This window comes from Pseudomonas sp. Z4-20 (assembly GCF_051131955.1).
Classification (GTDB): domain Bacteria; phylum Pseudomonadota; class Gammaproteobacteria; order Pseudomonadales; family Pseudomonadaceae; genus Aquipseudomonas; species Aquipseudomonas marvdashtae.
The window spans coordinates 2,368,939-2,381,174 of record NZ_CP071641.1; the positions used below are offsets into that span (position 1 = coordinate 2,368,939).

At 48.8% G+C, this 12,236-nt stretch carries 7 protein-coding genes and 1 pseudogene; 5 read left to right on the forward strand and 3 right to left on the reverse strand.

The features are described 5' to 3' along the window. Positions 1-48: 48 nt before the first annotated feature. The 3 genes from J3P82_RS11105 to J3P82_RS11115 form a co-directional block, all read right to left on the reverse strand. Complete coding sequence (locus tag J3P82_RS11105; RefSeq protein WP_434563039.1) at positions 49-348, reverse strand: MafI family immunity protein; 300 nt, start codon at positions 346-348, stop codon at positions 49-51. Positions 349-466: 118 nt separating this feature from the next. Further along, entirely contained in the window at positions 467-928 is a 462-nt protein-coding gene (locus tag J3P82_RS11110; protein ID WP_434563041.1) for a hypothetical protein, read from the reverse strand. A 66-nt stretch (positions 929-994) separates the two neighbouring features. Further along, positions 995-1,441, reverse strand: a complete 447-nt coding sequence (locus J3P82_RS11115) for a GNAT family N-acetyltransferase (protein ID WP_434563043.1) — start codon at positions 1,439-1,441, stop codon at positions 995-997. Between the two features lie 190 nt (positions 1,442-1,631). On the opposite strand from J3P82_RS11115, the pseudogene J3P82_RS11120 reads away from it, so the two are divergent. From J3P82_RS11120 to J3P82_RS11140, 5 genes and pseudogenes are all read left to right on the forward strand, one after another. Then, a pseudogene (locus J3P82_RS11120) lies at positions 1,632-2,710 on the forward strand (NAD(P)/FAD-dependent oxidoreductase). Positions 2,711-3,777: 1,067 nt separating this feature from the next. Beyond that, a complete protein-coding gene (locus J3P82_RS11125) occupies positions 3,778-4,341 on the forward strand; it encodes a hypothetical protein (RefSeq protein WP_434563045.1) in 564 nt (187 codons plus the stop codon). Between the two features lie 201 nt (positions 4,342-4,542). Continuing rightward, positions 4,543-5,010, forward strand: a complete 468-nt coding sequence (locus tag J3P82_RS11130) for a hypothetical protein (protein WP_434563047.1) — start codon at positions 4,543-4,545, stop codon at positions 5,008-5,010. A 16-nt stretch (positions 5,011-5,026) separates the two neighbouring features. Continuing rightward, the gene (locus tag J3P82_RS11135; RefSeq protein WP_434563049.1) at positions 5,027-10,396 is read left to right on the forward strand and encodes a putative Ig domain-containing protein; all 5,370 of its coding nucleotides are present in this window, start codon (positions 5,027-5,029) and stop codon (positions 10,394-10,396) included. A gap of 392 nt (positions 10,397-10,788) precedes the next feature. After that, entirely contained in the window at positions 10,789-12,216 is a 1,428-nt protein-coding gene (locus tag J3P82_RS11140) for a TolC family outer membrane protein (RefSeq protein WP_434563051.1), read from the forward strand. Positions 12,217-12,236 lie beyond the last annotated feature (20 nt).

Below are 12,236 nucleotides of genomic sequence, written 5' to 3' on the forward strand. Positions count from 1 at the left end.
AAAGACGTCTTTCGACCCAAAGCTGACCTTCAGGTGGGTTAATTTTTGTCATCTCGTGAATGGCATCTTCAAGGACTTTGCGATCCGAGCTAAAATTTTTATGCATTTTTCAGAAACAACGAGCGGTGGTTCGTTAATCATGTAAAGCAGGTGTTCGAACGCTACTCCAGCCTCGTTGTGATCGACATAATCCAGAACGATTTCACCACCATTCTCTAAACCTGCCTGAGCTAATGCATGGCCTTCCGTTATAGGGCCGAGCTGTTCGTATGCAATGGACATCAGCGTCGAGACTTCCTCAAGTGCCTCAACGAAATCGGCCCTCAAGTCGTTGCCAAGGTGGGTCATAACAAACATTCCTTCGATTATGGTGACCTGCGTTCCGTTCCCGTCTGGTCGATTGTTGCCCAAGACTTGGTCTTTGGGCACGCGCTTGGGCAGCTAAGGTCGACTATCCGCTCTTGGGTCACGCTTTACCCATTTCCTCGTACGAAGCATCGACGAACGTGATGTGCTCCTCCCAAGCAGCTTCAGCTAGATCCCGGATAATTTCAGCGAGCGTCTCAACATCCACCCCCTGAGCTTCGATGCAGGCCAAGCGTCCGGGCGACCAGTCGATGACGGAACACTGTGGATACTTCCCTAGCAGTGCGGACAGCGCTTCCTGAGGCGGCTCTTTGTGGGTATACATGAAGTCAAAGTACGGGGCACTGGCATTCTGAAGCGGGTACACCAGAGCCCAAGCATTTGATGGGCCGGGAAAGCAAATATGGACGTTACGATGCGCCCATTCCGGCCCACTGTGTTTGATGTGGCGAAGAACTTCGATGATCGAATGACAATCGGCTATTCGGATCATGCGATCAGGGTCAAACGTCCAGCCAGGTCCAGGCGGGGTTGTTGCGTTACTGGTCAGTGGTGCAGTCATTCTTGTTTTTCTCTTCATCGCATTACCTTAGGTTCGAACGCCTGCTCTCGGCCGAAAGCCGGCGGGTCAGGGGTTGAGCAGCTCCATGATGTGGGTGGCATGGACATCTTCTGTTCGCATGAAGCCGCAGCGCAGGTAAAACGCATCGCCTCGAGAAGTATCGGTGGAAAGACGCACCTTCTGAAAGTGAAGAGCGGCGTGTGCAACCAACGCCTTCACCAGCGCGTGACCGACATGTTGATTTCTTGCCGCAGGCGCCACGTACACTCGCCGTAGCCTTGCGGTATTGGGCTGATTATAGGGATCAACTGATAGCCCTCCGATACCTATCACTTGCTGGTTCGAATACGCTGCCATGAGACATTCACCGGGCGCGTTGAAGCGATTCTTTCCTGAATGCCATTCCGAAATCAGGCGCGTCAGAAATCTGAACCCTTCTGCAATTGCCTCTTTCTCCAAATTAAGAACTTCCGCCGGCAGATACGTAATGTGTTGAATTTCGATTGGTTTCATTCATCGTCTCTGATTCGTGTTAATCCTTTTTGGCTGATCGAGGGTGCATTGGGCGCTTGCTATGAGCGATGCGAGTGGCAGACACCGCCCAGGAGCAAACACTCAAAAAGCGTGCTGAACGATCAGGCTGTCATGTCATGAAATCATCCAGCTGTCGTACCATCCGCACATCGACAGAGCGGAGGTTGATATGGGAAATGGTCAGGGCAAACGAGTCGTTATCATTGGTGCAGGCATCGTTGGCGCGTCATTGGCGTATCACTTGGCAGACAAAGGCGCGAATGTCACCTTGGTAGAGGCTGAAGATATAGCTTCGGGAGTAACTGGTGCCTCATTCGCTTGGCTCAATACCTCACACCCCGAACCTGACCCAATTGCGCAACTTCGCGGTTCTGCCATCAAGGAGTACCGCCGACTCGAAACACAGCTGCCTGGTCTAGAGATACGATGGACAGGTGCCTTGTCTTACAGCGTGAAGGCGATTGGAGCGCTGCCGATCTCAGGTCATCAAGCTTTGGCAAAGCTGGTGTCTCGATCGCAGATTCTAGACCTGGAACCAAATCTCAAAAACCCTCCGCTGTCTGCTATATATGATATGCGGCTGAAGAAGGAGCGCTGGACGCAGTGGCGGCTACGTATACGTTGATCGCAGGTGCCCAGGCGTATGGGGCGCAGATTCTCACTCAGACGCGAGTGCTCGGTTTTGCAACCCAGAGTGCAACGGTGACCGGAGTCAAAACAACAATGGGCATCATCGATGCCGATATTGTCGTACTGGCAGCCGGAACAGGCATCACGAAGCTGACAGACATGCTTGGAGTGTCCCTGCCAATAGAGGCCTCGCCTGCTATTTTCATCCGTTACAAGTCACAACCCAACCTCGTGCACACCCTCATCTCCAGCCCTGAAATGGAAGTCAGGCAAGATTCGGATGGTGCGTTGCTTGCGGCAGAAGATTACCTGGGCGACGCCATGGAAAATGAGCCGGCAGCGATAGCGCTTCGAACTGCCAAGACAATCCAGGATGAACTCCATGGTGTTGTTTCCATACTCCCGGAACAGGCTAGTGTCGGACTCAGGCCCATGCCTGCCGATGGCATTCCCATCATTGGCTATCTACCAAAAGTGGATGGCGTCTACGTTTGTGCAATGCACCCTGGAGTTACTTTGGCGGCGATAGTAGGACGCCTGGCCAGCGAAGAGATTATCGATGACAAGGCGTCCAGTGCCCTTTGCTCTTGCCGGCCCGACCGTTTTTTTCAAGCGTAGGGGATTCTCTTGTGGGGCAGCAATTGGCCGATTTCTGCCGCTAGTGACGGGCAGCAATCGGCCAGAAGTAGTCATCCCAACAAGAAAAATTGCTGCCCTCGCAAATGGTTAAATTCACAACCCAATGCGGATTTTCGCCACTGGCAATCAATGTCCAATCGCCGCCGCTTAAATGTGGTGTTCGCATTTTGCTCGTCTGAAGATTAGGTAAAACGCGTCAGAACTATTGCCCCGTCGATCACTTCAATGGTCAGTAAGTCTCCGATGGTCAGTCTTAAACTGGCGAGTAGGTCCGACGGCAGGTCAATGATGGTCTCCTGGAACCTCCAAAGAGAGTAACCCAGTGAGGGACCCGAACAATACACCAGTCAATTGAACGCAATTTTGGTGGAATTCAGATCGCTTGGCGAAGCATCATGTCGGTGGAGTCGCACAGATGATCGGTTTGTTGCGCGACTGCATCGGTCGGCGATACGCTAAAAATACCTAGAGGTGTAGGGAATCATACCGAACCCCTTTTTCTGACAATGCAACGTTTCTGCTGCTTCGTGGAACGTCGATATATCTAAGCCAGGATGACAATGAAGATCGTCGCCGCGAAGTCGCTCTGAACTCGCAATGCATTTCGCGCGATCAACGCGGACGTAAAACCAATCGCAGCCCGCCAGCGGGGCATATCCGGCTCAAAAATCCGTCAAAGCCAACCAGGCTCAGGAAGGCATAGGTTCACGAAATATCGCTGGCATGCTCAACGCTTGACGCCAGCTATATGGGGTTGTGCGCGATTACAACAATACTCGTTACGACTAAATTATTTATGATCTGAAGCTAAAACAAGCGGCTGGGGCATTGAGCCCTGACGATCTTGTGGCGTCCGCAGCGTAATTAAAAAAGGATTACGACCCTTCCCGAGATTTTTTGCCTCGGAGCCCGCAAGGCCATTCATCGCCTAGGCAGTTTCCAAGCTTTACTCCATACTTTTTACAGCTATGATCGAGCGAAGATAGCATATTGCTACCTTCGTATTCGTGCCAGGCTAGCTCGCTTGGCATATGCATGGAAGCGCTATGAAGAACTCAGGTGTGGACAATTCATTACCCGAAAGCCCGGAGGCCGCCGATACTGGCCTTGCATCCTTAAAGATGCATTCGCGTATTCATCAGGTTTCTGCTTCGGCGCGAGAGTTTGGCAACGTTGGCCAGCGCCTATCCCGAGCGAAACGCCTTCGAGCAGCTCGAAAACTGAACCTTAAGGCCAAAGCCGCTAACGCTACGACCGACCGAATAGCCCGAACGCCACAGCAAGCCTCAGCTGCGGGTAATAACGGCGGATCTTTCATCGTCGCGCTTCTCGATAAAGGACAGGCATTAATCCGCGAACCACGGTCAACCCGCTCCGCACTTCAGAACTGCTGGACCGAGCCGTTTCTATCTATATACCCTGAAGTAGTGATTTCCAAAAAGTCCTCACGTTATTGCCTCACATGCTTCATCCCTCCGACTGTCAAACACCTCTATCAGTTTAGAGAAATTCTGTTTGTTTTTGTCGTCTTGCAAATATTTTCTCTGCTCAGCCATTTGGCATTTAAAGTCGGAACTGCTAAGAAACTGATATGGGGGCATCATGCATAAAAGTCCTGTAGGTGGGGTTTTTTGTGAACTGCTTATTTTGAAATTCTTCAAGGAAGGCATCTATGAATTTAGAGGGGATGGCAAATGGAACGACGAATTCAATGGGTTTATTGACACCCACCTAAAAGCACAAATATAAAATTAAGAAGACAGGATAAGTTGCGCCCTCTCTATAGACCTTGATAGCAGGAGTAATAACACATGAAAATAAATAGCTTACTGGTGACTGCGGTGGCGCTGTGGAATATCTCCGCAGCCCATGCTAACTCCGAGATTTCGAACATAGACTCATTCGAAAAGAGCTACGTAAGCTGCATTGGTACACGTTTTAAAGATAAATGCTGGGACAAAGCGTTTGTTGGCCACTTTGATAAGTGGCAAAAAAACGAAGCGACGATAATAAGCAAAAGCCAAGAAGCCTATCTTGCCTGGTTGAATGGGCATACAGTCTATAAAGTTCATATCGGCCCGAGTGTGCAGCGCGCGGGAGTATTTGAGAGCAGGAGCTACCTGATTGAGAGAGACGATGGTGAAATCATTGGTCTTCAGGTGGGATATCGAAAAATCGTTGGCAGTTGGTACATCTATGCATTGCAAGGGGGACCAGACGACAAGTTTATTCGTTCAATACTCGATATGCCCGCTCCAAATACAACCTCCGCGAATTAAGAAAAGGAATATCTAAATGGTGCAGTCAGTTGTTTTTAATTTTAAATATGACGCCAGCGGTCTTTCAGCGAGCGGAAACATTAGTGATGCAAATGGAAACACGGGAACGATAAACTACAGTGACGGTAAGACGAGCTTCGGCTTTTCTCATGATCAACTAAATGGCGATGGATCGGTTAGCCAGGCAAAAATTTCATTTGAAGCAATTAACGGATTATCTGGAGGTATAAATCTAAAAGATCAAAACGGCTCAATTGGTGTCACTGCGGGCGGCAATGAAGTCGGTGTCGACTTCAGCGGATTTAATAACGCTTCAGCTTGGAATTTTAGTGCTAACACGGATGGCACGATCGGCGGCTCTGCTACACTTAAAGATGGGAATGACACTTACTCTTACAGTGCAGGAACCACAGCTAACTCTCTAACCATAGAACATCTCGGGCCAGATGGTACCAAACAGGAGTACAGCATTGACTCAGAGGGCATCTCTGCAGAACTTTCAAGTGGTAGCGGCGACTCCCTTGGGAAATTTGATTTCAAACTAAACACCGATAACACATTCAAGTTCAGCGGATCCTATAAAGATGAGGAAGGATCCTCAGGTGGAGACGCTCCTTGGCTAGATCTAAGTCCCATTATTAATTTCATGTTTCCTCTTGCACATGGAGCTGAATTCACAGATTCAGAAAAACAGCATTTCGTCGATCAGTTTAACACTGCGGAAATAACACGAAGCCCACTGGTTTTGGACTTGGATGGAGATGGGGTAGAAACAATCGGTGCCAGCCAAGGTATTTACTTTGATCACGACAAAAGCGGTTTCTCAGAAAATACTGGCTGGGTTGGCAAAGACGATGGGCTATTAGTGTGGGATAAAAACAAGAATGGGGAAATTGATGACGGCACCGAACTGTTTGGAAATAATACAGACTTGAGAAGCGGCCAGTCCGCTCAAAACGGATTTCTAGCATTAGCAGATCTTGATGACAACTTGGATGGAAAATTTGACTCCAGAGATAAGGCATATGCCGAACTTGGCGTATGGATTGACAAAAATTCCGATGGGGTTCTTCAGCAGGCAGAGTATTTAACTTTAGCTCAAGCAAACGTAAAGTCAATCGACCTGTCCTACTCGGATAAAAATCAAAGTAATACGACATTACCATATGCTTCTGACGCAAATAATAACCAGCACCGGCAGACAGGCTCATTTACAAAAACGGATGGCACGACCCATGCCATTGAAGATGTTTGGTTCGATGTTAATTCCACCGATACGATCGACAACAACTTAATAAATATCAGTCCAACAATCGCTTCCTTGCCGGACATCGCCGCGTTTGGCGATGTCCATAGTCTTCACCAAGCAATCGCAAGAGATTCAACCGGTGCGCTACAAACATTGATTGAGAGTTTTACCACAGAGGCGGATCCCGACGTCCGGAGATCATTGCTTACCAACATCATTTACTTATGGGCTGGAGTTGCTTCCTCGGACCCTCATAGTAGAGATAATAGCTTATATGGTAATGCGATGGGTGACTCCCGAAAGCTATTAGCTCTAGAGAAATTTATGGGCGATGGTTTCATCGGCACTTGGTGTTGGGGAGAAAAAGATCCAAACCCCAATGGTCCAGCTGCGGCGTTACTGCTTCAAAGCTTCGATGAGTTGTCGGGGTTAATTTACAGCAAACTGATGATGCAAACCCATCTTAAAGACATCTTCACCGACCTCACTCTCACAATATCTGGAGATGGTGCAGAGTGGAACGTTTCGTCTGCTGTTAATTATCTGAAAGACGAATACGCTCAAAACTCGAAAAACGGGATCGCGTTGGCGCAAGAGTTTTCAAAGTACTTAGCAAATGCTGGAGCGATCGGATCTGAAATCAGTGCCGAAATGAGGAAATACGGCAACGATACCGGATCTGCTATCGAAATAGCTCTGTTAAATTTCGGATTTGCGAGCTTCCCAGTAGGAACAGTGAACTCCGACATGTTGATCGGAACAGCCTCTCGAGACTTGATCCTAGGCTACGCGGGTGATGATCACTTGTACGGTGGCGCCGGTGATGACTATCTGTCAGGGGGGGCTGGAAGTGACTACATGATGGGGGGCGACGGTTCTGATACTTATGTTTTTAACAAAGGCGATGGGAACGACTTTATTTTCAACGCGGATTCGGACGCGAAAGGCACACGACCAGATATTCTTTTGTTTGGAGAGGGGATATTACCTCAAGATATATTAGCAAGAAGGAGTGGGTATGATCTTCAATTTTTCATCACTTCAGGCGAAGTCACAGAGTCTATAGTAATTCAAAGTTATTTTGACAATAGCTTGACTAATAATGGATATGCGTTAGACCAAATCATATTTAAAAATGGAACCATTTGGCTTCAAGAAGATATTTTAAACCTTTTAACGCACGGCACACCTGGTGCGGATGTGTTACAGGGTACGGATAATGAAAACTACCTCGACGGAGGAGCCGGATATGATCAAATATATGGCGGCGCGAGTAATGACATTCTAGTCGGTGGGGACGACGGGGACCTTCTGAAGGGCAATGGAGGAAATGATACGCTAATAGGCGGAAGTGGAGCGGACACTCTAATTGGTAATTCAGGCAATAATATATTCGACGGCGGTCTTGATAACGACTCCTATGAGAGTCTAGGTGGTGGTTCAGATACCTATATCATGAGAAAAGGCGATGGCAATGACGTAGCGTCGGGTCTTGCCAACGAGATAATAATATTAGTCGAAAATAAACTTATTGACTCTTTAAGTTTCACAAAACTTAACTCTTCATTAATAATTACAATTGACAAAGACCCGCTGAACAAACTAGAGATCCAAGGATTTTTCTCGGAGCTTGGAGCAAATAAGGGCATTACCCTTAAGGACTTTAGTGGTGCATCGCAATATTTAGCACCCTCCGAATTAAATGCAAAGGTGGTGGTAGGCAGCGCTCAGAATGAGACGATCGAGGGTTTTTACAGTGACGATACAATCAACGGCCGTCAAGGGAATGATATTATATCCGGCTACTTAGGCAATGACACCCTGGAGGGTGGCGAAGGCAGCGATCAATTATCGGGCGGGGGGGGGAATGACACCTATGTATTTGGTCGCGGCGACGGCCAAGACAAGATAGACAACTATGATAAAAGCGGAGCGGTTAACACGCTACGGTTCGTTAATGCAGCCAGCAGTGACATTGTCGTCTTCAGAAATGAATTCGATTTAGTCTTTCGTCTTAAAGGAACTTACGACCAAGTCAGCTTTTATTATTACTACGCTGAATACGATTCGGTCAACGGTGTTGCTTACGACGCCAAAATTGATGTTGTAGAGTTCTTGGATGGTACCAAATGGTTCGAAGCAGATATTGAAAACGCAGTTCAACTCGGAGCAGACAATAGCAGTCCTACTTTTATTGCGTCCCCACCAAAACTGCGCGCAGTGATAGGTGAGGCGTTTTCCTACACCATCCCCAAAGACCTAATCATTGATCCCAACGTTGGGGATACAGTGTTCTATAGCGTTGAAGGGTTCAACGGAGAGGCACTTCCGGCCTGGCTGAACTTTAACCGTGATACTCGGACCTTGTCGGGAACTCCAAGTGCGGGCGACCAAGGTATTCCGCGACTCTTCTTGTGGGGACGGGACAACTATGGCGCCGGCACAGCCTACGATCTGGTGCTCAATGTAACTGGCCCCAATCATAATCCTACACTAAATGCGCAGATAAGCGATCAGTCGTTAGCTGAAGGGCTAGCGTTTACGTATAGCATCCCGAGCAATACATTCAGTGATTCGGATGCTGGTGATTCGTTAACTTTGACCGCAACATTAGAAGACGGATCACCATTACCGAGTTGGCTTACATACAACCCAACCAACAACACATTTAGTGGTATTCCGCCAGCCGGGGCAGTAGGAGCGACAACTGTTCTGATAACAGCTAGGGACACCATGGGAGCGGCAGCGACAGACATATTCAAATTTATCACTACAATACAAAACCTGACGATAAACGGGACGTCTTCGAATGACACATTATCGGGAAGGTCGGGGAACGATACAATAAATGGTGGAAACGGGAATGATCTGCTTTACGGCCGCGACGGAAATGACCGCCTTGACGGGGGTAGTGGGAATGACACCATGTTCGGAGGAGCAGGAAACGATGTTTACGTGGTTAACAGCGCTTTAGACGTACTCAACGAAAACGCAAATGAGGGCAGCGACACCGCAGAATCGTCGATAACGTATACCTTGAGTTCTAACATTGAGAACCTGATACTGACTGGAACCACGGCGATTAACGGTACAGGCAATACCCTCGCAAATACACTCACAGGGAATTCCGCGATTAATACGCTGACTGGAGCTGCTGGAAACGATACGCTAGATGGTAAAGGTGGTGCTGATAAATTGATTGGCGGTACAGGCGACGATGTGTACATCGTCGACAATGTTGGAGATGTCATCACTGAGCTTCTCAACGAAGGGATAGATTCTGTCCAAAGTTCGGTCACCTACACACTCGCCACTAATGCCGAAAATCTCACTCTGCTGGGTACCACTGCAATTAATGGCACTGGAAACTCATTGAATAATTTCTTACAGGGAAACTCGGCTGCAAACACCTTAATGGGTGGCGCTGGCAACGATCGGCTGGATGGACTTGCTGGTTCCGACAAACTCGTTGGTGGCGCTGGAGATGACACATATGTGATCGATAGTACTGGTGACACCGTAACGGAAAACGCAAACGAAGGGATTGATACTGTCGAAACCAGCATTACATATACGCTAGGCAGCAACCTTGAGAATATCACCCTCAGTGGTTCCAACGCGATAAACGCGACTGGCAACTCACTTAATAATACTATTACAGGAAACCAGGGCAATAACATTTTGTCAGGGGGGGCAGGCAACGATGTCCTGATCGGCAACGCCGGAAGCGATACATTGAACGGAGGAACCGGGAATGATACCTACCAACTCTCTCGAGGGTTCGGCTCAGATACCTTAGTTGACTCAGACGCAACAAGTGGAAATCTCGACTCTGTATACTTCATGAATGACATTATGTCCGATCAACTGTGGTTCTCCAAGGCGGCCGGGTCAAACGATTTGAAAATTGCTGTGATTGGCACCTCAGATAATTTCCTTATCAAAGATTGGTATGTATCATCCGCGAACCATGTTGAACAGTTAAAAAGCGCAGATGGTAAAACGCTGACAGATAGCAATGTTCAGAACTTAGTAAATGCGATGGCGTCTTTTTCTCCTCCTGCTCAAGGCGAAACGACTTTGAGCGCGTCTTATCACACCGCACTGGATGCAACGATAGCTGCAAACTGGAAATAGAAACGTGCCTCAATGCGCTTGCCCATTGGACGAGCGCATTGAGCCGTTTTTAGTCATGAATTTATTCCAGCAACATTATCAAAAAACATGTGTAAGCGTCTAAGGGGCACTCCCCCACTTTGCTTCCCGCTCCAGACCCAATTTTTTGGTGGAGGGACAATCGCATCTCCGAGGGAATAGGACCAACCACTGCGCCTCTGGCCAAGTTCGGCCGCTATCTTCAAGAGGCGAAATAGACAATGCGCCTGAATCTGGTCACGCCTGTTTACAAAATTTTAAGCTGTGGATGTTAGAAGGTCGCAGCCTAGGAAATATCTAAAGGTAATGGATATGATGCCGATACCTGTCTTAACACATAATTATGAGCAGCTCCGCTATCACATGGAATGTAGATGACCTTTTCTTACTTGTTACGGTTAGGAATTCTCGGTAGTGCGTGCGCTTTTGCCCAGCTGGGAAACGCCGCCACCAACGCTAGATTCACTCACGCCGACTTGATGGGCGTTTACAAGGCCGCGGTGATCAATGATGCCCCACTGGCTGCAGCCCGACACGCCTATCTGGCGCAGCGGGAAGCACTACCTCAAGCTAGGGCAGGATTACTGCCCAGTCTTACAGCTGGCGCCACATCTGAAGTTACTCGCCTCGAACGCGATGAGCCGTCTCTTAGTCGCGAGCGCAGCGGCACCACGTTCAGGGCAAACCTCAGCCAACCATTGTTTCGGCTTGATCGTTGGTACCAGGTGCAGGCCGCGGGTTACACGGTGACTCAGGCAGGGCTGGAGCTATCCGCGAAAGAGCAGGACATAATTTTGAGTGCCGCCCAAGCGTACTTCGAAACTTTACGTCAGTTGGATGCATTCGCTGCCACAAAAGCAGAAGAAGCAGCGTTGCTGCGGCAGCGTGATCAGGCGCAAGGTCGGCTGGAAGACGGTGCTTCCAGCATTACCGATGTCTACGACGCCCAGGCAGCCTACGATAACGCGCATGCAAATCGGCAACAGGCGCAGAGGAAGGTCGATGATGCCTATGAAACGCTGGCGCGCTTGACCAAGCAAGAATACACCTCAATCTCCGGGATTGGTCATACACTCCCCGTCGCCCCCCCAGTTCCTAATGAGGCACAGGACTGGGTGCAAACTGCGATTCGGCAAAACTTGGAATTGCAAGCAGCAGGGCGAGCCGTAGATGCTGCAGAGCAAACTCTCAACCAGCGAAAAGCTGGACACGCCCCGACTCTCGATGCTGTTGCATCGTATCGAAAAGGGGATAACGACAGTTTTGGCTATAGCAATCCAACTGATTTCGGTAGCAATGGCTACCGTGACAACGTTGCACAGAGTTCGGTTGGTATTGAGCTGAACATACCGCTCTACTCAGGTGGAATGACAAACTCTCAGATTAAGGAGTCTACGGAGCGTTTGCTCCAAAGCCAGGACGAACATGAAGACCGTCGCCGCGAGGTGGTACTGAATACTCGCAACGCCTTTCGTGGAATTAATGCGGACATTGAGCAGATCGTAGCTCGTCGGCAGAGCATCATTTCCGGCCAAAAATCTGTCGAGGCTAACCAGGTAGGAGTAGACATCGGCTCACGAAATATCGCGGATGTGCTGACTGCGCAACGACAGCTCTATGCCGTCGTCCGTGAGTACAACAATTCTCGGTATGACTACATTCTCGATAATTTGAAGCTGAAACAAGCCGCTGGAATACTGAGCCCTGAGGATCTTCTGGCGTTAGCGGCGTACCTGAAACAGGATTACGACCCGTCCCGCGATTTTTTACCACCGAACGCCTTTAAGCCGTCTATCGAATAGGTGATTATCAAGTTTACACA

What these genes read in the sequence shown, in the direction of transcription:
- J3P82_RS11110 (WP_434563041.1), bottom strand. Translation starts at nt 928, where the DNA reads ATGACTGCACCACTGACCAGTAACGCAACAACCCCGCCTGGACCTGGC.
- J3P82_RS11140 (WP_434563051.1), top strand. Translation starts at nt 10,789, where the DNA reads ATGACCTTTTCTTACTTGTTACGGTTAGGAATTCTCGGTAGTGCGTGC.
- J3P82_RS11125 (WP_434563045.1), top strand. Translation starts at nt 3,778, where the DNA reads ATGAAGAACTCAGGTGTGGACAATTCATTACCCGAAAGCCCGGAGGCC.
- J3P82_RS11130 (WP_434563047.1), top strand. Translation starts at nt 4,543, where the DNA reads ATGAAAATAAATAGCTTACTGGTGACTGCGGTGGCGCTGTGGAATATC.
- J3P82_RS11105 (WP_434563039.1), bottom strand. Translation starts at nt 348, where the DNA reads ATGACCCACCTTGGCAACGACTTGAGGGCCGATTTCGTTGAGGCACTT.
- J3P82_RS11135 (WP_434563049.1), top strand. Translation starts at nt 5,027, where the DNA reads ATGGTGCAGTCAGTTGTTTTTAATTTTAAATATGACGCCAGCGGTCTT.
- J3P82_RS11115 (WP_434563043.1), bottom strand. Translation starts at nt 1,441, where the DNA reads ATGAAACCAATCGAAATTCAACACATTACGTATCTGCCGGCGGAAGTT.